The sequence below is a fragment of the Streptomyces taklimakanensis genome (genome assembly GCF_009709575.1).
GTDB lineage: Bacteria > Actinomycetota > Actinomycetes > Streptomycetales > Streptomycetaceae > Streptomyces > Streptomyces taklimakanensis.
Genome location: NZ_WIXO01000001.1, coordinates 4492192 through 4514864, shown reverse-complemented (window position 1 = coordinate 4514864; position 22673 = coordinate 4492192). Strand labels below are relative to the sequence as shown.

The 22673-nt window shown below is 72.2% G+C and carries 17 protein-coding genes; 4 read left to right on the top strand and 13 right to left on the bottom strand.

Annotated elements, in window-relative coordinates; genetic code table 11:
• Nucleotides 1–223 precede the first annotated feature (223 nt).
• The 4 genes from F0L17_RS20010 to F0L17_RS19995 all read right to left on the bottom strand — a co-directional run bounded on the left by F0L17_RS20010 (nt 224) and on the right by F0L17_RS19995 (nt 5404).
• A complete protein-coding gene (locus tag F0L17_RS20010) occupies nt 224–1798 on the bottom strand; it encodes an RNA polymerase sigma factor (RefSeq protein ID WP_338018149.1) in 1575 nt (524 codons plus the stop codon).
• 375 nt (nt 1799–2173) lie between these two features.
• Nucleotides 2174–3196 (bottom strand): FadR/GntR family transcriptional regulator, encoded by a 1023-nt coding sequence (locus F0L17_RS20005; RefSeq protein ID WP_338018148.1) that lies wholly within the window; start codon nt 3194–3196, stop codon nt 2174–2176.
• Nucleotides 3197–3431: 235 nt separating this feature from the next.
• A complete protein-coding gene (locus F0L17_RS20000; RefSeq protein WP_155072130.1) occupies nt 3432–4187 on the bottom strand; it encodes an NUDIX hydrolase in 756 nt (251 codons plus the stop codon).
• A 53-nt stretch (nt 4188–4240) separates the two neighbouring features.
• Nucleotides 4241–5404, bottom strand: a complete 1164-nt coding sequence (locus tag F0L17_RS19995; RefSeq protein WP_155072129.1) for a DUF4192 domain-containing protein — start codon at nt 5402–5404, stop codon at nt 4241–4243.
• Nucleotides 5405–5544: 140 nt separating this feature from the next.
• On the opposite strand from F0L17_RS19995, the gene F0L17_RS19990 reads away from it, so the two are divergent.
• Both F0L17_RS19990 and F0L17_RS19985 read left to right on the top strand, forming a co-directional pair.
• Nucleotides 5545–7707 carry a RecQ family ATP-dependent DNA helicase gene (locus F0L17_RS19990; protein WP_155072128.1) on the top strand — a complete coding sequence of 721 codons (2163 nt, stop codon included), beginning with the start codon at nt 5545–5547 and terminating at the stop codon, nt 7705–7707.
• A 227-nt stretch (nt 7708–7934) separates the two neighbouring features.
• Nucleotides 7935–8519 (top strand): hypothetical protein, encoded by a 585-nt coding sequence (locus F0L17_RS19985; RefSeq protein ID WP_238419465.1) that lies wholly within the window; start codon nt 7935–7937, stop codon nt 8517–8519.
• A gap of 64 nt (nt 8520–8583) precedes the next feature.
• Here the strand turns inward: F0L17_RS19985 and F0L17_RS19980 are convergent, their stop codons facing one another.
• The 4 genes from F0L17_RS19980 to F0L17_RS19965 all read right to left on the bottom strand — a co-directional run bounded on the left by F0L17_RS19980 (nt 8584) and on the right by F0L17_RS19965 (nt 11456).
• The gene (locus F0L17_RS19980) at nt 8584–9216 is read right to left on the bottom strand and encodes a hypothetical protein (protein ID WP_155072127.1); all 633 of its coding nucleotides are present in this window, start codon (nt 9214–9216) and stop codon (nt 8584–8586) included.
• A 67-nt stretch (nt 9217–9283) separates the two neighbouring features.
• A complete protein-coding gene (locus tag F0L17_RS19975) occupies nt 9284–9961 on the bottom strand; it encodes a ribonuclease HII (RefSeq protein WP_155072126.1) in 678 nt (225 codons plus the stop codon).
• Between the two features lie 63 nt (nt 9962–10024).
• On the bottom strand, nt 10025–10753 hold the full coding sequence (locus F0L17_RS19970; RefSeq protein WP_155072125.1) for a histidine phosphatase family protein: 729 nt from the start codon (nt 10751–10753) through the stop codon (nt 10025–10027).
• Between the two features lie 94 nt (nt 10754–10847).
• Entirely contained in the window at nt 10848–11456 is a 609-nt protein-coding gene (locus tag F0L17_RS19965; protein WP_162466469.1) for a DUF4937 domain-containing protein, read from the bottom strand.
• Nucleotides 11457–11902: 446 nt separating this feature from the next.
• On the opposite strand from F0L17_RS19965, the gene F0L17_RS19960 reads away from it, so the two are divergent.
• A complete protein-coding gene (locus F0L17_RS19960; protein WP_338018147.1) occupies nt 11903–12433 on the top strand; it encodes a TerD family protein in 531 nt (176 codons plus the stop codon).
• Between the two features lie 188 nt (nt 12434–12621).
• Here F0L17_RS19960 and F0L17_RS19955 read toward each other — a convergent pair whose 3' ends face one another.
• On the bottom strand, nt 12622–15492 hold the full coding sequence (locus tag F0L17_RS19955; protein ID WP_155072124.1) for a vitamin B12-dependent ribonucleotide reductase: 2871 nt from the start codon (nt 15490–15492) through the stop codon (nt 12622–12624).
• Nucleotides 15493–15604: 112 nt separating this feature from the next.
• Nucleotides 15605–16255: a transcriptional regulator NrdR gene (gene nrdR / locus F0L17_RS19950; protein ID WP_155072123.1), complete on the bottom strand. Its 651-nt coding sequence runs from the start codon at nt 16253–16255 to the stop codon at nt 15605–15607.
• Between the two features lie 403 nt (nt 16256–16658).
• Between nrdR and lexA the strand changes: the two genes are divergently transcribed.
• On the top strand, nt 16659–17462 hold the full coding sequence (gene lexA / locus F0L17_RS19945) for a transcriptional repressor LexA (protein WP_162466468.1): 804 nt from the start codon (nt 16659–16661) through the stop codon (nt 17460–17462).
• Between the two features lie 91 nt (nt 17463–17553).
• On the opposite strand, the gene F0L17_RS19940 is transcribed toward lexA, so the two are convergent.
• From F0L17_RS19940 to F0L17_RS19930, 3 genes are all read right to left on the bottom strand, one after another.
• Nucleotides 17554–19605 (bottom strand): ATP-dependent DNA helicase, encoded by a 2052-nt coding sequence (locus tag F0L17_RS19940; RefSeq protein WP_155072121.1) that lies wholly within the window; start codon nt 19603–19605, stop codon nt 17554–17556.
• A gap of 109 nt (nt 19606–19714) precedes the next feature.
• Nucleotides 19715–20371 carry a GNAT family N-acetyltransferase gene (locus F0L17_RS19935; RefSeq protein WP_338018146.1) on the bottom strand — a complete coding sequence of 219 codons (657 nt, stop codon included), beginning with the start codon at nt 20369–20371 and terminating at the stop codon, nt 19715–19717.
• Between the two features lie 20 nt (nt 20372–20391).
• The gene (locus tag F0L17_RS19930) at nt 20392–22437 is read right to left on the bottom strand and encodes an IucA/IucC family protein (protein ID WP_338018145.1); all 2046 of its coding nucleotides are present in this window, start codon (nt 22435–22437) and stop codon (nt 20392–20394) included.
• Nucleotides 22438–22673: the final 236 nt, after the last annotated feature.

The following is a 22673-nucleotide window of genomic DNA, read 5'->3' as shown; positions in this document are numbered from 1 at the left end:
GCGCGGGAGACGACCACGACCGACACACAAAGCCTCCCGACCCTGTGACGCGTGAGGACACGGACGGCCCGGCGGTCGGCACCGCCGCCCGGCCCGGCCCATCCCAGGGTGAGCCATGCGGGCGTTTCCCGCATCCCGAGCCGGTACCGCCCCCCGCGTGCCGGAGGCCGGGCTCCCGGCGAGGAGCCCGGCCTCCGGCACGTGGATCGACCCGTCGGTCGGATCAGTCGAGGTAGTCCCGCAGAACCTGGGAACGGGAGGGGTGGCGCAGCTTCGACATCGTCTTGGACTCGATCTGGCGGATCCGCTCACGGGTCACACCGTAGACCTTGCCGATCTCGTCCAGGGTCTTGGGCTGGCCGTCGGTGAGGCCGAAGCGCATCGAGACCACGCCCGCCTCACGCTCGCTGAGCGTGTCGAGCACGGAGTGGAGCTGTTCCTGCAGGAGGGTGAAGCTGACCGCGTCCGCCGGGACGACCGCCTCGGAGTCCTCGATGAGATCACCGAACTCGCTGTCGCCGTCCTCACCCAGGGGGGTGTGCAGGGAGATCGGCTCACGACCGTACTTCTGGACCTCGACGACCTTCTCGGGGGTCATGTCGAGTTCCTTGGCCAGCTCCTCCGGGGTGGGCTCGCGGCCCAGGTCCTGGAGCATCTGGCGCTGGACGCGTGCGAGCTTGTTGATCACCTCGACCATGTGCACCGGGATGCGGATGGTGCGAGCCTGGTCGGCCATGGCGCGGGTGATGGCCTGGCGAATCCACCAGGTGGCGTAGGTGGAGAACTTGTAACCCTTGGTGTAGTCGAACTTCTCGACCGCGCGGATGAGTCCCAGATTGCCCTCCTGGATCAGGTCCAGGAAGAGCATGCCGCGACCGGTGTACCGCTTGGCCAGGGAGACCACCAGACGGAGGTTGGCCTCCAGGAGGTGGTTCTTGGCCCGGCGGCCGTCCTCGGCGATGATCTCCAGCTCGCGCTTGAGCTTGGGGGCGAGCTTGTCGCTGTTGGCGAGCTTGTCCTCGGCGAAGAGACCGGCCTCGATGCGCTTGGCCAGTTCCACCTCCTGCTCGGCGTTGAGCAGGGGGACCTTGCCGATCTGTTTGAGGTAGTCCTTGACCGGGTCCGCGGTGGCACCGGCGGCGGCCACCTGCTGGGCGGGGGCGTCGTCCTCGTCCTCGTCCGACAGGACGAAACCCTCGTTCTCGTTCTTGGGCTCGACGGCCGGCTCCTCGACGACCTTGCCGCCCTTCAGCGGAGGCTCGTCGACGAGCACGTCGTCGCCACCCTCGAGCAGCTCGTCGACGTCGCTCTTCTTGGCGGTGGTCTTCTTGGCGGCGGTCTTCTTCGCCGTCGCCTTCTTGGCGGTGGTCTTCTTGGCGGTGGCCTTCTTCGCCGTCGCCTTCTTCGCGGGCTTCGCCGGAGTCTCCTCCGCGGTTTCCTCCGCGCTCCCGGAGCGGGGCTCCGGCTCCGCGACGGCCTTCTTGGCGGTGGCCTTGCGGGCTGTGACCGTCCTGGTGGCGGTGCGCTTGGCCGGGGCCTTCGCCGCGACGCTCTTGCGGGTGCGCTTGGGTGCCTCCGCGGCGCTCACCACCAGCGTCACCCCCTCCTCGTCGAGGATCTGGTTGAGGCTGCGCAGAACGTTCTTCCACTGGGTCTGCGGAATCTGGTCAGCCTCGAAGGCCCGACGCACATCGTCGCCGGCGATCTGCCCCTCGGCCTTTCCCCGCTCAATGAGCGCCATCACAGACGCGGACTCGGCGATCTCCGCAGGGAGCGTACGGGATGTGCTGGCCGACACGAACAACCTCTCGGAACGATGGAAACGGCTTCGGCCCCGCCCGTGGCGGATCCGGGGCCTGCAAGCCCCGGCGGGGATGACCGGCGGCTCGGGCGGAGCGACGGGGGAGAGTACAGCGCCGGGCACGGCGTCCGTATTCCCCAGTGGCTGCCACCTCTTGAGTCATCGCGCTGCCACGCGAAGCGTTACGCCCAATCGGAGTGTCCCGAGTCACAGGACATATGCGACCAGATCGTCTTCAAAGTGTTCTCTTCCCCCGATGGACGGTCCGGTGCGGCGAGTACGACAGAGGTGGATCGCGGAGCCGGACGGTGTCGCCGGACCCCGCCCCGGGCGGGGTCCGGCGACACCGTGCGCGCGGTCGGCGCCTACCCCTCAGTGCTCGCGAGGGGGAGGCACCACACGGTCGGGAGCGTCGGCCGTCCCGGGTGTGGAGGGGACGGAGGCGGTCGCGGGAGTTCCGGCGGTCGCGGACACGGTGGCCTCGGCGGGGGAGGAGACGGCCAACGCCTGGCGCACCGCGCTCTCGGCGGCGGCGCCCTCCCCGGAGGCGACGGCGTCGGCGATCCTCCGGTGGTGGGCCACCAGGGCCTCGGTCGGGCGTTCGCACCCGACCGAGGCCGCCCCGGAGACCTGGAGGGCCGCGGCGACGATCCCGGACAGGTGTTCCAACATCCGGTTGCCGCCGGCCTGGAGGAGCAGGGCATGGAACTCCGCGTCCGCCCGGGAGAAGGTCAGGGCGTCCCCCTGGGCGAGCGTGTGCCCCATGATCTCGACCATGTCGGCGAGACGCTGGTGGATCTCGTCGCGGCCGTGTTCCGCTGCGAGGCGGGCGGCCAGGGGCTCGATCGCCCAGCGCAGCTCGCACAGTTCGCGGCGCTGGTCCTCTCGCTGCGGACCGAAGGCGCGCCACTCGATGATGTCCGGGTCGAGGAGGTTCCAGTCGCCGACCGGGCGCACCCGCGTACCGACATTGGGGCGTGCGCTGACCAGGCCTTTGGCCTCAAGGACCCGGAGCGACTCGCGGACGACGGTGCGGGACACCTCGAAGCGTTGGCCGATCTCCTCGGGCACCAGGGGGCGGTCGGCGCCGAGATCCCCGGAAACGATCATCTGGCCGAGTTGTTGGACGAGTTGGCCGTGCAGCCCGCGCCCCCGGTTCCCGGCGGCGCGGCGCCCGGCCCGCGCCATGTCCGCTTCGCCGCCGTCCCAGGCGGAGACGCTGGTGGCACGGACCGCGCCGGTCGACTCGGCATAGGCGTAACGGTCCGGCTCGCCCGGACCCGTGAGGCCGGAGTCGGCGGAGCGAGCCGAGGTCATCATGGTGTGCGCAAGGGTAGTCACGCATCCTTTGTCGGCGGTGCTCCGGACGGCCTTGAGGGCTTTGGTGAAAAGCACACGAAAGGGTGATCGGCGACCTCTACGCAATTGACGCCTTATCGGAAAGAAACGGTCTTCCGATCTGGTGCGTGCGAGAGTTGGGACACCTGACCGACGCCACGGGTGGTGGAGTGCCGCGGGCCGACCGGAGGAAGCCGACGAACGTAAGGCGCCAGGCCGCGCCCACCGTCCGACCGCCCCACGCGTTCGCGGGCCGACGTTCGGCGCCCCCTCCCCCGGATCCGGCCGGAAATCAGATCTCCGGTCGCAGCATCGGGGGGTTCAGCAACGTGGCGCCTCCGGCCCGGAACAGCTGTGCGGGCCGGCCCCCCTGGCGGGTGGTGGTACCGCCCGTGGGCACCAGGAAGCCGGGAGTGCCGGTGACCTTGCGGTGGAAGTTGCGGGGGTCGAGGGCGACCCCCCACACCACCTCGTACACCCGTCGAAGCTCCCCCACCGTGAACTCGGGAGGGCAGAAGGCGGTGGCGAGCGAGGAGTATTCGATTTTCGAACGAGCCCGCTCCACCCCGTCCGCGAGGATCCGACCGTGGTCGAAGGCGAGGGGATCGGGGCGTTTCCCTTCTCCGCCGTGCTCGTCACCGGCCGCGACGAGGGTGTCCACCGGGGCCCAGCGCACGCTGTGCGCGTCCCCTCCGGCCGTGGGAGTCGGCAAGTCCGGGGCGAGCACCAGGTAGGCGACGCTGACCACCCGCATACGCGGGTCACGCCGCGGATCGCCGTAGGTCGCCAGTTGTTCGAGGTGGACCCCGCCATGCGGCTCGTCCGACCCCTGTGCGTGCAACCCGGTCTCCTCGGCGAGTTCCCGGGCGGCTGCCGCTTCGAGGTCCTCGTCGATGCGTACGAAGCCTCCCGGCAGCGCCCACCGCCCCCGGTACGGCGACTCGCCGCGGCGTACGACCAACGCGCACAGCGCGTGCCCGCGCACGGTGAGCACGACCAGGTCGACGGTGACGGCGAAGGGCGGGAAGGCCGACGGGTCGTAGGGCATGCCGTGATCATAGTCGTCTGCCTGACGATAAACAGGGGTGTCGGCTGAGCCGGTCAGCCACGGATCGCCGCGGGCCCGGAGCCGTGCGCCGCCCGTTGCCTGCGCAGGCACTCCCTCAACGGTTCGGGATCGAGACCGCTGTTGCACGCGCTGTGCAGCAACCGCGCGAAGACGTACTCGGGGTCGAGTTCCAGAGCGCGCCCCAGCGCCACCCGTGCGCCGGGTTCGTCGCCGCTGGACCACGCGACCCATCCCGCCAGGGTGAGCGGGGCGGCGGCGTGCTCCCCGTAGGCGCCGACGCACCGCCGCGCCAGGGAGCGCCACAGCCGCAGCGCGGGCCCGGCGTCCCCTCCTTCCATCCACTCCGCCGCCCTGTCCCGGGTGACCCTGTCCTGGAGGCCCAGGATCAGTGTGGCGGCCTCCCCGTGGGAGACGAGCGCGTCGTCCCGGGCGTCCGCCCGGGACGGCCCCTTCCGCGGGTCCACGGGTGGGGCCGCCCGGTAGCGCTCGAGCAGCCGGCGGACGAGCGTGAGGGTCTCCGTGCGCACCGCCTCCCGGTCGTCCTCACCGAGCATCCGGGGCACCAAGGCGGCACCCGCGGTGTCGAGCGCCCGTTCCTGTGGTTCGGCGACCGGTGGACCGAGCGGCGCCACCCTGGCCTCCAGTTCCCGCAACGTCCCCTCCACTCGCAACCCGGCGTACGCGGCCGCCGCCGCCATGGCGGACGTTCCGGGAGGATCGAGCGGAACGCCGTCGGCGGGGCAGCACCGGGTGTCGGGGCAGCAGTAGGACCAGTACCTGCCGTTCGAGACGCACAACGCCTCGTAGACGGGCATCTCCAGCGCCCCGCAGGCGGTCCGCAGCCGCTGGGCGAGCGGCCTGAGCCGCTCCATGACGGCCCGGCCGTCGGCGCCTTCGGTCGGGTCCCGGTACAGGAAGACGAGGGCTCCGTCGGGACGGCCGACCCGTTCGACGCTGCTGTCGCGCAGGCACTCCGCGAGCTGCTCGGCGAGCTCGGACCAACCTTCCTCGCCGGCGGGGATCCCCACCCTGAGCCGGCCGCCGAAGCGTCCGTTCGGGCCGTGGAGGCCGACCAGGACGATCGAGTCGTCGGGGTGGTAGCCGAGCAGGTACGGGAGCGAGTCGATCAGTTCGGCCGGGCCGCGCAGGGTGATCCGGGCGGGCTGCTGCGGAGCGGATTCGCTGTGCTGTGTCATGCCCCGACAGTGCCCCGGGAGGGCGGTGCGCCGGGCGCCGTTGTCCACAGGCAGCGCCGATGGTCGTACTGATCATACGAATACCGTCTTCTCCACAGGCCCGTTCGCGCGATGTCGGTGCGATCGGGTTGCATGGGCGTATGAGCGAGGAGAATCTGCGTGCCGCGGCCGACGCCGTACTGTCCCGCCTCGTCGGTGACGCCGGCGGCACCGCGCGGCTGCGCGTCGACCAGTGGCGGGCCGTCGAGGCGCTGGTGGTGGAGCGCCGCCGGACCCTGGTGGTCCAGCGCACCGGGTGGGGGAAGTCCGCGGTGTACTTCGTCGCGACCGCGCTGCTGCGCGAGCGTGGCAGTGGACCGACGGTGATCGTCTCCCCGCTGTTGGCCCTGATGCGCAACCAGATCGACGCGGCGGAGCGGGCCGGCATCCGCGCGCGCACGATCAACTCCGCCAACCCCGAGGAATGGGAGGCGGTCCGCCTCGAGGTGGCCTCGGGCGAGGTGGACGTGCTGTTGGTGAGTCCCGAGCGGCTCAACAACCCCGACTTCCGCGACGGGGTACTGCCCGAGCTGGCCGCCACGACCGGTCTGTTGGTGGTCGACGAGGCGCACTGCATCTCCGACTGGGGCCACGACTTCCGGCCCGACTACCGGCGGTTGCGCACGATGCTCGCCGATCTCCCTCCCGGCGTCCCGGTGCTGGCCACCACCGCCACGGCCAACGCCCGGGTGACGGCCGACGTGGCCGAGCAGTTGGGCACCGGCGGCGACACCCCGGACGCCCTCGTGCTGCGTGGCCCCCTGGAACGCGAGAGCCTCAGCCTGGGGGTGCTGCGCCTGCCGGACGCGGCGCACCGGTTGGCCTGGCTCGACGGCCACCTGAACGAACTGCCGGGCTCGGGGATCGTCTACACCCTGACGGTGGCGGCGGCCGAGGAGGTGGCGGCGTTCCTGCGGCAGCGTGGGCACGCGGTGGCCGCCTACACCGGTCGGACCGAGAACGCCGACCGGGAGGCCGCGGAGGCCGATCTGCTCGACAACCGGGTCAAGGCGCTGGTGGCCACCTCCGCGCTGGGCATGGGGTTCGACAAACCGGATCTGGGCTTCGTGGTCCACCTCGGCTCCCCCTCCTCCCCCATCGCCTACTACCAACAGGTGGGCCGTGCCGGGCGCGGTGTGGAGCACGCGGACGTGCTGCTGCTGCCCGGGCCGGAGGACGAGGCGATCTGGCGTTACTTCGCGTCCCTGGCCTTCCCCGCCGAGGAGCAGGTGCGTCGCACCCTGGAGGTGCTGGCCGCGTCCGACCGTCCCCTGTCCCTGCCGGCCCTGGAGCCCCTGGTGGAGCTGCGCCGGTCGCGGTTGGAGACGATGCTCAAGGTCCTCGACGTGGACGGGGCGGTGCGACGGGTGCGCGGCGGATGGGTCGCCACCGGCGCCCCGTGGTCCTACGACCGCGAGCGGTACGACTGGGTGGCGCGGCAGCGGGAGGCCGAGCAGCGGGCCATGAAGGAGTACGCGGCCACCGCGGAGTGCCGGATGGAGTTCCTGCGGCGGCAACTGGACGACGAGGGCGCGGCACCCTGCGGCCGCTGCGACAACTGCGCGGGGCCCCGTTTCACCCCGGAGGTGGATCCCGCGGCCCTGGAGGCCGCCCGCGGGGAACTGGGCCGCCCCGGCGTGGAGGTGGAACCCCGCCGGATGTGGCCGACGGGGCTGCCCTCGGTCGGCCTGGAGCTCAAGGGCCGCATCCCGCCGGGTGAGCAGGCCGCCCCCGGCAGGGCTCTCGGACGGCTCTCGGACATCGGCTGGGGCAACCGGCTGCGGCCCCTGCTGGAACAAGGGGCTCCGGACGGTCGGGTGCCGGACGACGTGGCCGACGCCGTCGTCGCGGTGCTCGCCGACTGGGCCAAGGGCCCCGGTGGTTGGGCTTCCGGCCGACCGGAGGCCCCGGCTCGGCCGGTGGGAGTGGTGACGGTCGCCTCCCGGACCAGGCCGCTGTTGGTCCGGTCCCTGGGGGAGCGGATCGCCGCGGTGGGCCGTATACCGCTGCTGGGCACCGTGGAGTACTCCGATGACGCGGTGGACGCCCGTGTCCCGCGCAGCAACAGCGCACAGCGCCTGCGGGCGCTGCACGGGGCACTGACCGTGCCCGGGACGTTGGCCGAGGCGATCGCCGGCGGCGGGCCGGTGTTGCTGGTGGACGACTTCACGGAGACCGGGTGGACCCTGGCGGTGGCCGCACGGCTGCTGCGCCGGGCCGGAGCGGAAGCGGTGATGCCACTGGTGCTGGCGGTACGAGGCTGATCCGGAAGCGGCGCCGTTCGAGGAGCGCGGTCCCCGGGACGGAGCGGGTTCCGACCGGGCGCGGAGCAGCCGGCACGGCCGGGGCGAACGACGTGGGCGGGGCGGTGCGGCGGCCGCCTGACACGGCCTGGAGACCATCGGGCCGACGGGACGGGGGCCTCCATTGCCACCGACGCGCCCACCGATGAGAATCGGTGTGATCCGTGGACGGAGGGAAGGAGGGGGCCATGGCCTTCGGTTTCGCCACGCCGTCCCCTTCCGAGGTTCCGCCCGGCCTCGGCCGTGCCCTCGAGCCCGCCGAGTGGGTGTCCGCCGGGATCCCGCTGCTGCGCAGTCCGCGCGAGGTGGTGGTCGGCCTGCACACCCGCCATCTGCCCGGCCCGGCCACCACCGTCGTGGCGGTCCTCGGGCCGGACGAGCGAATCGTCGCCGGTGCCTCGTTCGTCCGGGCCAACTCCCGACCCGACGGCTGGGAGTGCCGCAACGTCCTGCTCTCCCACCTGCGCAGGATCGTCCCGCACGACCTGCGCCGCCGCAGGCCCGTGCGCACCGCCGTGCTGCTGTCCTGCCGGGAGGATCCCCCCGGGTGGACGGAGGAGGACGGTGCGTGGATGTGGGGGCTGCGTGACGCCTGTACCCTGCACGGCCTGCGGTGCGGGGCGTACATCACCCTGACCCGTACCGGTTGGCGGGTGCTCGGCGAGGACCGCGGTGGCCGACGTCCCTGCCTCGCCCCGGCGGACCGAGGCGGACGGACAGGAGACGGGAGCCCCGCCGCGGACGGCGCCTCGCGGCGCGCGGCGGCCCGCTGAGCGGCCCGTCCTCCGGATCACGGTCCCGCGCACGGGACCGCGGGACGGCAGCGGCCGCAGCCACTCAGAGCAGGCTGCGCAGTCGCTGCGGGTCGCCGCAGACGATCAGTCGGGTGTTCGCCCTGGAGAGCGCCGCGGGCAGCGCCCGGGCGGCCTGCTCGTCCGTGCCTCCGTTGACGACGAGCACGACGACGGAGCGGGCCGAGACACGGTCCGTGGTCTCCGCGTGGGCGTAGAAGACGTCCTGGCCGTCGGTCTGCTGGCTCCAGTAGGCGTCCTCACCGAAGGAGAGTTCATGCTGGGCCCACGGGTGGGGTTCACCGGTGGTGAGCACCAGGATGTCGGCGGGCGGGCAGCCTCCGTCGAGCAGTCCGTCGATCGTCTCGTCGGCGGTCTCGACCGCGGTGGCGTCGGTGGCCGTGACGAGTTGGATCTGCGGTGCGCTCCGGTCCGTTTCCTCGGGGGACGACCGCTTCCGCGCGGCGGGGCGCGGAGCCACCGCGGTGCGAGCCGGCGCGGTCCCGCCCGGGGCGGGGCGGCCGCTGTCCGCGCGCGGCGGCGCGGGCCTGGGGCCGGGTCTGGGGCCGGGAACGGGTGCGGAGGGACGGGGAGTCTGTGAGGTCCGGGGGGTGCCCGCGGAGTCGCGGGGGCCGGGAACGTTGGGGTGGATCTTGGGCTCCTTGGAGCTGTGCGGCATGGGCTGTTGTCTATCAAACGCCTGTGCCGAACTCGTCAGCGGGTTCGGGAAAAGATGCGGTTTCGATTCAGAAGAGGCCGATCTGCTCTGTTGGCCCGGGACGCGTCCGCTTCATGTGCCGCCAGCGCGGCAGCGCGTCCAGGTACGACCAGGAGAGCCGGTGGTGCGGTGTCGGTCCCCGTTCCGCGAGGGCGGCACGGTGCGCGGGCGAAGGGTAGCCGGCGTTCCGCTCGAATCCGAAGGCGGCGTGCTCGGCCCCCAGACGCGCCATGAGGGCGTCTCGACGTACTTTGGCGATCACGGACGCGGCGGCCACCGCGACGCAGCTCTGGTCGCCCTTGATCACCGTCCGGACCCGCCAGGGCGCGCCCAGGTAGTCGTGTTTGCCGTCGAGGATGACGGCGTCGGGCCGTACCGGCAGTGCTTCCAGGGCGCGCACGGCGGCGAGCCGGAGCGCGGCCGTCATGCCCAGCTCGTCGATCTCCCGCGCAGAGGCGTGCCCCAGGGCGTGAGCGGTGACCCACTCGACGAGTTCCTCGGCGAGGGCGGTCCGGCGCCCGGGCGCGACGAGCTTGGAGTCCGTGAGCCCCTCGGGCGGTCGACGCAGGCCGGTGACCGCCGCACAGACGGTGACGGGCCCGGCCCAGGCCCCACGGCCCACCTCGTCGACCCCGGCGACCACCTTCGCTCCCGTGGTGGCCCGTAGTGAGCGTTCGACGCGGTGGGTTGGAGGCTCGTACGGCATGGCGTCAGCCAGGGTACGCCCCGCCGGTCGGGGCGCGTTCCGGGGGTCGGGTCGGCGCCCCCCTCACCGCACGCCCCACCGGGCGGGGCGTCCCCTGATCTCGGCCGGACCGTAGCCCTCGCCGGACTCTCCCGCGTAGGGGCCCGCGTACGACTCGGGGGTGCACCACCGTTCGAAGGGCCGGTCGAGGTGGTAGCGACCGTTCGCGCCCAACAGCAGCGCCCTGATCTCCCCGTTGCCGGGGTTGGAGAGCGATTCGAACTCCGCGACCGTCCAGTGCAGCCACCTCATGCAGAACAGCCGCATGGTCAGCCCATGGGTCACCAGCAGAACGTTCGGCGGGTGGTCGGACGACTCGAAGCTGCGCCACAGGCTCTCCAGGAAGGCCCCGACCCGGTCGTAGACGTCCGCGCCCGACTCGCCCTGCGCGAAGCGGTAGAAGAAGTGCCCGTACGCGTCCCGGGCCGCCTTCTGGCGCCGCACCTCCTCGCGGTCCTGCCAGTTCCCCCAGTCCTGCTCGCGCAGTCTCGGCTCCTCGCGCATCCGCACCCGCGTCGGATCCAGGCGGAGGGCCCGGAAGGTCTGGTGGGTGCGACGGTACGGCGAGACGTACGCCGAGACGTGCTCGTCGCCGAACATCGCCCGCAGCCTCTCGCCCGCGGCCTCGGCCTGCCGGAACCCCCGCGCGGTCAGGCTCAGGGCATGGTCGGGGATCCGCTCGTAGGCGGAGTCGTCGACGTTTCCCTCCGACTCCCCGTGCCGGACCAGGACGATGCGTCGGGGTCGTGCCATGCGTCCAGCCTAGGCGCGCCCCGAACCGGTGGCCCAATCGCGCGTCGGGACCCGACGGCCCGAGCGGTCCCGGGTGCCCGTCGGCGGTCCGGGGTCAGACGGTCCAGGCGGGCTCGACGTCGATCACGTCCCCGCCCACCGCCGCGACGTCGGCTCCGAGTTGGGCGCGCAGCGCCAGTCGCTCGATGCGTTCCGTCCGGTACTTACCGTGTTCGGCCGCCGAGTCCCACATGGACAGCACCAGGAACTCGTCCTCGGACCGTGCCTGGGCGAACACTCCGCGCAGCATCCCGGGGGATCCGGCCATCGCCGGGTTCCACACCTTCTCCTGCATCAGGGTGTAGTGCTCGACGCGCTCCCGGCGGACCTTGCAGTGAGCCACCCGGAGCAGGTCCGCGTCCCCGAACCGGGGCTCGAAACCCACCTTCACGTCGAAGCGGTACTCGAAGAGACGGACCTGCGCGTCCTTGTGGGTGCCGTTCTGGGCGGCCGCCAGCCGGTCGTGGGAGCGCGCCATGAACGAGTCGTAGAAGGCGCGGCTCTCCCAGAAGCCGAAGAGGTGCGCCACCCCCGGACGGGAGCGGCTCCAACCACCGCCCTGCGCGCGGAAGCCGGGCTCGCCGAGCAGGCCCGCCCACTTCCGCTGCCCCCGTTCGAAGCCCCGGCGGTCGACCACCGTGCACCGCATCCACTTGACCAGCACCGCGCCATCGTACGGCCATCCGGGTGGCCCGTCGCGGGCTCGTCACGGACGGGGCCGGCGGAAGCGAGGACTCCGCCCTCGTATTCGACCGCCACGGCAGCGGCGGACCACCCCGTGCCGCCACGGTGCCACGGCCGGTCCCGACCCGACCGGAGGAACGGGCCCCGCCCCGTCCCTCCGGTCGGTGTCCCCTCCCCGCCGAAGGACCGTCACGGCCCCGCGGAACGACGGTCCGGTGTCGTGGGGGCACCGAATCTCCGGGCGTCCGAACCGGCCTCCGAGGAGGGTTCCTGACGGCCCGTCCGCACTCCGTCCGGGTTCGGGTTCCCCGTCCCGTGGGAATGCCGGGCGTGGCACCATGGACACACAGCGTCGAGCCCCGGCCGGGAACCGCCCGCGCGGTGGGGGAAGTTCGCGACGGCCCAGTCGCGAGGAAGGGGAGCCTGGTGAGCAGTCTCAACAAGGGGGTCGAGAAGGTTCAGGTGGCGCTCAGGTGGGATCCCAGCCCCTCCGGCGCGCCGGCCAACGACCTCGATGTCATCGCCGCGGTCTACTCCGCGGACGATCCGCACGGCGAGCCGGTCCACCTCGTGCACTTCGACAGGCGCTCCCCCGACGGCACCATCACCCTCAACAGGGACAGCAGGACGGGACTGGGTTTCGGCGACGACGAGGTCATGACCCTGGAACTCGACCGGATGTCGGACTCGTACACCCGTGTGGTGGTGGGCGTGACCATCCAGCAGGGCGGCCCCCGCAGGACGTTCGGCGACATAGCCAACGTCGGTCTGCGCATCACCGAGGGGTACGACGAGCTGGCCCGGCACGACTTCGCGGCCGTCTCCGACGCGACGGCGGCGACCGTCGCGGAGTTCACCCGGAACGGCTCGGGCGTCTGGGAGTTCCGCGAGGACGTCCGCGGGTTCGACGCCGACCCGGACTCCTTCGCGCGCCTGCTGGGTGCCGCTCCGGCCTGACGGGGAACACCCCGCGGAACGTCCCACGCCCCGGCTCGTGCGCACGCGTCCCGCGGCGCGCCGGTGGCGTCCGGCGAGCCGACGGACGAGGGAGGGGGCGCCGACCGGTGGTCGGCGCCCCCTCGTGTGCTCTCGGCGCTTCCGGCGAGGCGGACGCCACGGTCGTCTCGGACCGCGTCCGCCCGCCCTCAGCTGCAGCCGCTGGTGGAGCCGCACCCCTCGCACAGGTAGCAGCTGCCCGCGCGACGCATCTTGGTGCCGCAGGAGAAGCACAGCGGGGCGTCGGCGTTGAGGCCGAGCTGCATCTCCACCAACTCGGTGGAGCTGTGCGCCTCCTTCGGGGCCGGGACCGGAGCCTGGGGCTCAAAGGAGGCGCGCTCCCCCGTCCTGGGCGCGTCCACCTGGCGCGGTGCGGACTGTGCCAGGCCCTCCACGTCCACCTCGTCGTCGGTGGGCTCGTAGGAACCGGTCTCCAGATGACGCTGACGCTCCTCGGCGGAGTGGATGCCGAGGGCCGAACGGGTCTCGAACGGCAGGAAGTCCAGCGCCAGGCGGCGGAAGATGTAGTCCACGATCGACTGCGCCATCCGCACGTCCGGGTCGTCCGTCATGCCGGCCGGCTCGAAGCGCATGTTGGTGAACTTCGAGACGTAGGTCTCCAGCGGCACGCCGTACTGCAGTCCCACCGAGACGGCGATGGAGAAGGCGTCCATCATGCCCGCGAGGGTCGAGCCCTGCTTGGACATCTTCAGGAAGACCTCGCCCAGGCCGTCGTCCGGGTAGGAGTTGGCGGTCATGTAGCCCTCGGCACCGCCCACGGTGAAGGAGGTGGTGATGCCGGGGCGCCCCTTGGGCAGGCGCTTGCGCACCGGGCGGTACTCGACGACCTTCTCGGTCTCGCCCTTCTCCTCGGCCCGCTTCTCCTCCTTCCTCTTGGCGGAGAGCGGCTGGCCGACCTTGCTGTTCTCGACGTAGACGGCCAGTGCCTTCAGACCGAGCTTCCAGCCCTGGAGGTAGATCTCCTCGACGTCCTCGACCGTGCTGGTGGCAGGCATGTTGACGGTCTTGGAGATGGCGCCGGACAGGAACGGCTGGGCGGCGGCCATCATCCGCACGTGCCCCATCGGGGAGATGGAGCGCTCGCCCATGGCGCAGTCGAAGACCTCGTAGTGCTCGGGCTTCAGGCCCGGCGCGTCGACGACGTTGCCGTGCTCGGCGATGTGCTCGACGATCGCCTCGATCTGCTCGGGCTGGTAGCCCAGGCGCTTGAGGGCCTTGGGGACGGTGTTGTTGACGATCTGCATCGACCCGCCGCCGACCAGCTTCTTGAACTTGACCAAGGCCAGGTCGGGCTCGATGCCGGTGGTGTCGCAGTCCATCATCAGGCCGATGGTGCCGGTGGGCGCGAGGACGGACGCCTGGGCGTTGCGGAACCCGTTCTTCTTCCCCAGCCGCAGCACGTCCTGCCACGCCTCGGTGGCCGCGGCCCACACCGGGGTGTCCAGGTCGTCCATGCGCCTGGCCTCGGTGTTGGCGTCGGCGTGCTGCTTCATGACGCGCTGGTGGGCCTCGGCGTTGCGTGCGTAGCCCTCGTACGGACCGACGATGGCGGCCAGCTCGGCGGAGCGGCGGTAGGAGGTGCCGGTCATCAGGGAGGTGATCGCCCCGGCCAGGGCGCGGCCGCCGTCGGAGTCGTAGGCGTGGCCGGTCGCCATCAGCAGGGCGCCGAGGTTGGCGTAGCCGATGCCCAGCTGGCGGAAGGCGCGGGTGGTCTCGCCGATCTTCTCGGTGGGGAAGTCGGCGAAGCAGATGGAGATGTCCATCGCGGTGATGACCAGCTCGACGACCTTCGCGAAGCGCCCGGCGTCGAAGGACTGGTTGCCGGCGTCGTCGTCGCGCAGGAACTTCATCAGGTTCAGCGAGGCCAGGTTGCACGAGGAGTTGTCCAGGTGCATGTACTCGCTGCACGGGTTGGAGGCGGTGATGCGACCGCTCTCCGGCGAGGTGTGCCAGCGGTTGATGGTGTCGTCGTACTGGATGCCGGGGTCGGCGCAGACGTGGGCGGCCTCGGCCATCTTGTGGAAGAGCGCCTTGGCGTCGACCTCCTCGATGACCTCGCCGGTCATCCGGGCGCGCAGGCCGAACTTCTCGCCCGCCTCGACGGCCTTCATGAAGGCGTCGTTGACGCGGACGGAGTTGTTGGCGTTCTGGTACTGGACGGAGGTGATGTCCTCGCCGCCCAGGTCCATGTCGAAGCCCGCGTCGCGCAGGGCGCGGATCTTCTCCTCCTCCTTGACCTTGGTCTCGATGAACGCCTCGACGTCGGGGTGATCGACGTCCAGGACGACCATCTTGGCCGCGCGACGGGTGGCGCCGCCGGACTTGATCGTCCCGGCGGAGGCGTCGGCGCCGCGCATGAAGGAGACCGGGCCCGAGGCGTTGCCGCCGGAGGAGAGCAGTTCCTTGGAGGAGCGGATGCGCGAGAGGTTCAGTCCGGCGCCGGAGCCGCCCTTGAAGATCATCCCCTCTTCCTTGTACCAGTCGAGGATCGACTCCATGGAGTCGTCGACGGAGAGGATGAAGCAGGCCGAGACCTGCTGGGGCTGCTTGGTGCCGACGTTGAACCACACCGGGGAGTTGAACGCGAAGATCTGGTGGAGCACGGCGTAGGCCAGTTCGTGCTCGAAGATCTCGGCGTCGGCCGGGGAGGCGAAGTAGCCGTGCTTCTCACCTGCGGCGCGGTAGGTCTTCACCACGCGGTCGATCAGCTGCTTGAGGCTGTTCTCGCGCTGGGGCGTGCCGACGGCTCCGCGGAAGTACTTGCTGGTGACGATGTTGACCGCGTTCACCGACCAGAAGTCGGGGAACTCCACGCCGCGCTGCTCGAAGTTGACCGAGCCGTCGCGCCAGTTGGTCATGACGACGTCACGGCGCTCCCAGACCACCTCGTCGTACGGGTGCACCCCCGGGGTGGTGTGGATGCGCTCGATCCGCAGACCCTTGCCGCCCTTGCTCCGGGACTTGGAGCCTCGTGCCGGGTCGCTCGTCGTCTCTGTCATTCCGCCTCCCTGTACAGGCATAACGCCCTGACACGCCCGGTACTTCCCGGACGCGGTGTTCCGTATCGATGGCCGGAACGCGACAGCGTTCCGGTCGGACCGTGTGTGCCGCTCAGTCCCTGGCGGCCGACGGCGCGGGAAGGGTGACGGGGCCTCCGTCGCCCCCGCCGTCTCCCTCGCCACCGTTCTCTCCGGCGCCCCCCGAGCCACCGGAGTCACTGCCGTCACCGGCTCCGCCGCCCCGTCTCGCGGCGGCCGCGGGTCTTCCCGACTCCTCGCCGTCCCCTCCGTCGTCCGCGTCGCCGTCCGGACCGGCGGAGCACTCCCCGCGCAGTTCGGCGATCGCGGCCTCGAAGTCCTCCAGCGAGTCGAACGCCTGGTAGACGGAGGCGAAGCGGAGGTAGGCCACGAGGTCGAGCTCGCGCAGCGGCCCGAGTATGGCCAGGCCGACGTCGTGCGTGGACAGCTCGGCGCTCCCGGTGGCGCGGATCGCCTCCTCGACCCGTTGGCCGAGTTGGGCGAGCGCGTCCTCGGTGACCGGGCGTCCCTGGCACGCCTTGCGCACTCCGGCGATCACCTTGTCCCGGCTGAAGGGCTCGGTGACCCCACTCCGCTTGATGACCGTCAGCGACGCGTTCTCCACCGTGGTGAAACGACGGGAGCAGTGCGGACACTGGCGGCGCCGGCGGATCGCGGTGCCGTCGTCGGTGGTGCGACTGTCGACGACGCGGCTGTCAGGGTGACGACAGAAGGGGCAGTGCATCGTTTCCCACCCTCCTCACACCCTCGATGGCGCGGCACTGACGCAGTAACGCAGCATGAACAACCCTCGAGTGCCCTCGGCGGAGCTCTCGAAGCGGCCCCCAGCATAGGTGATGCCCGTCCCTCCCCTGAGATGGGGGACCACAAGTTCTGGGTGGCTGCCGACCATCTAACCACTACATCTGGTGCCCGATCGACGAACACGCCGGGCATGCCGGAATCACCGGGGCGGCAAACGTACGAGAGAGTACCGTAGTGATCGGCGGCGGTTTTTCTGCCCATACATCGACGACATCGATCACGTCAGCTAATCTGCGATATTTCACTCGAACGTGTGTTTGGCGCAACCTTTCGAAAGCACCTACCGTTGTCCAGCCAGGGAGAACCGTTCGAGAGGGGCCGACGTGACCACCACCGCAGAGAGCACCACCATCGCCGCACGGGACCGTTCCCAGGGCCGGACCGACCATGCGCGCGGAGCGAACACCGTCCCGGACCGGTCCGACGGGGTGGACGCTGCGGAAGCCCCCAGGCCCACCCGTTCGCTGCCGGGCCGTCCGCCGGGGATCCGCGCCGACAGCTCCGGGCTGACGGACCGCCAACGCCGGGTCATCGAGGTCATCCGCGACTCGGTGCAGCGGCGCGGCTACCCACCGTCCATGCGGGAGATCGGCCAGGCCGTCGGCCTGTCCTCCACCTCCTCCGTCGCCCACCAACTGATGGCCCTGGAGCGCAAGGGTTTCCTGCGCCGCGATCCGCACCGCCCCCGGGCCTACGAGGTGCGCGCCGCCGACGCGCCCACCAGCCAGACGACCGACACCACCGGCAAGCCCGCCGCCTCCTACGTCCCCCTGGTCGGCCGGATCGCCGCCGGCGGCCCGATCCTGGCCGAGGAGTCGGTGGAGGACGTCTTCCCCCTGCCGCGCCAGCTCGTCGGCGACGGCGAGCTGTTCGTCCTCAAGGTCGTCGGCGACTCCATGGTCGAGGCGGCCATCTGTGACGGCGACTGGGTCACCGTGCGTCGCCAGCCCGTCGCGGAGAACGGCGACATCGTCGCCGCCATGCTGGACGGCGAGGCCACCGTCAAGCGCTTCAAGCGCGAGGACGGGCACGTGTGGCTGCTCCCCCACAACGCCGCCTACCAGCCGATCCCCGGCGACGAGGCCACCATCCTCGGCAAGGTCGTCGCGGTGCTGCGCCGCGTCTGACCCGCCGACGAAGACCGGCCCCGGGACCACTGCGCCGGTCCCGGGGCCCACTCTCGCCCACTCCCTCCGGCCCGACGACCCATCCGACGGCCTACTCGACGGCCTCCCGGGCCGCGGCATCGATGGCTGCCAGGGAACGGCGCACCTGATCACGGTCGGTGGTGTACCAGAAGTCGGGCATCGAGGCCCGCAGGAAGCCGCCGTAGCGCGCTCGCGCCAGCCGCGAGTCCAGCACGGCCACCACCCCCCGGTCCCCCGTCGCCCGCACCAGGCGGCCCGCGCCCTGCGCCATCAGCAGCGCCGCGTGGGTGGCCGCCACCGCCATGAAGCCGTTGCCGCCCGCCTCCTCCACGGCCTTCTGTCGAGCGCTCATCAGCGGATCGTCGGGGCGCGGGAACGGGATGCGGTCCATCACCACCAACTGGCAGTTCGGTCCGGGCACGTCCACGCCCTGCCACAGCGACAGCGTCCCGAACAGGCAGGTCCGAGCGTCCGCGGCGAACCGACGGATCAGCTCCCCCAGCGTCTCCTCGCCCTGCAGCAGGATCGGCACGTCCAACCGCCCGCGCAGTTCCTCGGCGGCCGCCTGGGCGGCCCGCATCGACGAGAACAGCCCCAGCGTCCGCCCGCCGGCGGCCTGGACCAGCTCCGACAGCTCCTCCAGCATGTCGCCGCGGCCGCCCTCCCGGCCGGGCGGGGCGAGGTGCCGGGCGACGTAGAGGATGCCCTGCCGGCGGTAGTCGAACGGCGAGCCGACGTCCAGCCCCCGCCAGCGCGGTACGGCCGCTTCGGCCTCCCCGGCTCCCCCGGTGCCCTCGCCCTCTCCGGCACCGTCGGTGTCCTGCCCGGTGCCGCCCCGCTCCTCAGCGTCGACACGCCCCTCGGTCGTCAGCCCCAGGGAGGCGCCCACCCCGTCGAAGTCCCCGCCGAGCTTGAGGGTGGCGGAGGTCAGCACCACCGAACGGTCCTCGAAGAGCTTCTCCCTCAGCAGTCCGGAGACCGCCAACGGAGCGACTCTCAGCGAGGCGCCGTAGCGATCGTGACGCTCGTACCAGACGACGTCGTACTCCGACTCCGTCAGGACGCGCTCGGCCACCCCGTGGACGTTCTCCACGGACGCCAGGGCCTGCTTGCGCACCGCGTCCTCGTCCTGGACGGAACGATCCCGGGTGGCGCCCAGTTCGGTGATCACCGCACGGGCCGCGTCCCGCAGTGCCGCCAGGACGTATCCGAGGTCCTCCGGGATCTTCTCCAACCTGCCGGGCAGCGCCAGTTCCATCAACCGTTCGAAGCCCTCCGAGGCGGTCTGAAGCCGGTCGGCGGCCTTCTCGTCGACCAGCTTGGCCGCACGGCGCACCGCTCGGCCCACCCCGCCCGGCGTCAGCTCCCCGGTGGCCACCCCGGTGACCCGGGAGACCAGCTCGTGCGCCTCGTCGACGATCAGCACGTCGTGGCCGGGGAGCACCGGCGCGCCCTCGATGGCGTCGATGGCCAGCAGCGCGTGGTTGGTGACGATCACCTCCGCGAGCTTGGCCCGCTCACGCGCCGCCTCCGCGAAGCACTCGGCCCCGTAGGCGCAGCGGGTGGCGCCCAGGCACTCGCGGGAGGAGACCGACACCTGGGACCAGGCGCGGTCCGAGACCCCCGGGGTGAGGTCGTCGCGATCCCCCGTCTCGGTCTCGTCGGCCCAGTCCCTCAGCCGCAGCAGGTCCTTGCCCAGTCTGCTGGTGGGAGCGGCCGCCTCGAACTGGTCGAACAGGCCGTCCTCGTCGTCCTGCGGCACCCCCTCGTGGAGGCGGTGCAGGCACAGGTAGTTGGAGCGGCCCTTGAGCATCGCGAACTCGGCGCGGCGGCGCAGCAGCGGGTGCAGCGCCTCCACCGTGCGCGGCAGATCCCGTTCGACCAGTTGCCGTTGCAGGGCGAGCGTCGCGGTCGCGATGACCGTGCGCTCCCCGTGGGCGAGGGCGGGCACCAGGTAACCCAGCGACTTGCCGGTGCCGGTGCCCGCCTGGATCAACAGGTGGACATCGCTGTCGATGGCCTCGGCCACGGCTTCGGCCATGGCGACCTGGCCGGGTCGCTCGGTGCCGCCGACGGCGGTGACGGCGGCGTGGAGGAGTTCGGTGAGGGCGGGCTTGGTCATAGGGCAGCCACCTTACGCGGCGCCGCCGACAGCCGTGCCCCCGTCCGGCCGGCGGAAGGGGGCGGGCCGACGGGCCCGGACGGACCGCGGAGGGGAACGGCGCGTGAGGTCACACAAGGTGGCGCAGCTCCCGGTCGCGCACCATCAACGCCGCGCGCTTGTCGGGGAGTTCGACCTCGGCGGCCAGCCGGAAGCCCGCCCCGAGGAAAGCGGCGACGGAAGCGGTGTTGCGCAGATCGGGCTCGGCGACCACGCGCCGGCACCGCGGCCGGTTGTCGAGGACGAGATCGGCCACGGCGCGCAGCAGCGCGGTGCCGAGGCCGCGTCCGCGGTCGGCGGCACCGCCGATCAGCAGGTGGAGGCCGGTGTCGTGCGGAAGGGCGGGGTAGTGCCCGGCCAGCGGGTCGAGGTCGGCGCGGTAGACCTCCCAGTAGCTCATGGGCACGCCGGAGAGCACGCCCAGACAGGGCACGCTGCGCCCGTCCCCGTGGAGCTGGGCCCGAAGGTGGTCGGCGGTGGCCCCGACGGGGCCGGCCAGCCCCCAGAAGGCTGCCACGGCCGGGTCGTTCATCCACGCGGCGACCAGCCGCAGATCACGTTCGAGGCGGACGGGCACGAGCCGGAAGGGGCCGGCGGGGGTGTCGACCGGCCCCCAGGCGCCGACGTCGTCCGGCGGGGCCGTTCGTGCCCGGGGGACCGGTGCGACGCCCCGGCGGGAGAGGAGACCGCCCCCGCCGGGAGCCTCGGGGTCGAGCGCGGTGGTCACGGTGCCGCCTCCCGTACGGTTCACCGCTTCACCAGCGGATTGGTGACGGTGACGTAGACGGACTGGGTGTCCACGGGGCCGACCAGCTCGTCCAGCCCGTACAGCCGGGTGAGGAGGTTGGCCTTGCAGCGCAGCGTCGGGGACCACAGCAACAGGGCGGGCAGCGGCGACCGCCCACCGCCCGCCCGGTCGGCCCCCCGCTCGACCTCGGTGAGGAACCGACGGAACGCCGCGAGCAGCAGCCGTTCGTCGACCAGGCGCTGGGAGCCGAACGCCCCGATCAGCCCCAGCACGTTGTTGACGCCCAGGTAGTAGGCGAAGCGCTCGTCCACGACCTCGTCGGCCACGAAGGTGTCGCCGGCCGAGCCGACGCCCGGCAGTCGCCCGCCGAGTTCCTCGCGGCGGGTTTCGCGGAAGTAGTAGCCCTGGTTGTCCCGGTAGCGTCCGCCCACCGGCCAGCCGTCGCCGTCCAGCAGGACGACGGTGTTCTGCTGGTGCGCCTCCAGCGCCACGCCCGCCTCGGCGTCCAGCCACAGCACCGGGCGGACGACGGTGTGGAGGTAGCGCAGGAACCACTCCGCGGCGACGGCGGGCACCGGCCGCCCGGTACGGGCCGCGAGGCGGGTGACGACGTCGGCCAGGCGCGAGCGCACCGTGCCGCCCGGGACACCCGGGGCACCCGGCCAGGGGCGGGGCGAGACGAGGCCGGCCAGGCAGACGGCGTCGTCGCCGGGACCGAAGGGGTTGTGTCGGATCACGGTCTCCAGTCCCGCCACGGGCCCACCGCGGCCGTCCGTGACGGCCAGCCAGGCCGGATCGCGCACGATGTCGAACCCGGGACGGCCGGGGAACGCGGCCCGCCACCGCTGCCCCAACCCGGTACGGAGCAATCGGTGCACCTCCACGCCCCGGTGCAGTTCCTTGCGGAGGTTCTCGCGCCGGGAGTTGGTGATCCGCATCCCCAGCGAGAGCTTGAGCATGGCGGGCACGCCCGGCCGGTAAACGGTGCGCAGGGAGGACGTCGGGTGCCAGGGCTCGCCGTGCGGACCGAGGTCGTGCAGCAGACCCGCCTCCAACAGCGCGGCGACGGCGGGCCGGTGCCGCACCTCATGGGCCTGCCAGGGGTGCAGCGGCAGGGGGACCGTCCCCTCCGGCGCCCCCGGCAGCCGTCCGGCCAGTTCGGTGACGATCCGCTCCGCGGGGACGGTCCGACCGCGTACCGTCCAGGCGGAGTCGGCGGCCACCACCGAGGGGTCGGCGGCCATCCAGTGCAGGCGGAAGGCGCCGCGCAGCTCCGGGGAGTAGGCGCGTGCCGCTGCGTCGGAGAAGCCCTCGCGGCTCTTGGGCGTGGGATGCAGCGGATGTCCCAGGAGCAGGGACTGCTCGCCGTCCAGGAACGGGTCGACGCCGGAAGGCGCCTCTGGGCGGGCCCGTCGGTCGGTGAGGAAGACGGCGGTACGGCGCACCGAGTCGGCGACCCTGCCGACCAGTTCGGCGCTCTCGCCGGCAGAGGCACCGGGTGTCCCGGCGGCCGTGGCACCGCGGTGCGCGGCCTCCCCGGCCAGCAGGGCGGCCAGCGCCACGGCGTCGAGCGGGGCGGCATCGACGGGGGCCGGGCCGTCCGGAACGGGTGGGCCGAAGCGGTGCCAGCCGGTGGCGGACCAGTGGCGGACCGGCACCCGCAGCACCAGGCCGCAGGACTCCAGGGGAAGACGGAGTTCGGCCGCGAAGCCGGTCTCCTCGGGCCCGTACCGGGTCGGCGACGCTCCTCCCGGCGGGGCCCCGTCCAAAGCTGTGAGGTCGTTCTCCCGCACCCAGCAACGCAGCAGGTTCTCGCAGGTCGCGGCGTTGGCCGCGCGGACCGGATCCGGGTCCTCCAACGGATCGCCACCGGTCCGGTCGACGGCCGGGGACGACGTGGCCCCCGGTGTCGCCCCGGCCTCCGCGCCCCGGACCCCGTCGGTGTCCGTCCCGTCGCGGCTCGGCTGCCGGGGCACGACGGGAGCCGGCGGGCTCCCGGTGTCGGCAGGACCCTCGGCCCCGTCCGGGCGGGTGGATGCGTTCACGGAAAGTCTCCCTGGGGTGAGGGCACCGCTTCCGGGCGGTGGCCGTCCGGTTCCCGTGGACACGGCGTGCGCCGCGCTCCCGCACCTACCAACGACGCCACCCCGGCCGGATCACGGTCGCACGCGAGATCCTCGACCTTCCGGGGGACGGGAACCGGGAGTCCGCCGCGTGCCGTCCCCAGCAACACCGGCACGGTGGGGCCCGCTCCGTTCGGCGGGGTGCACGGCGTGCCGGT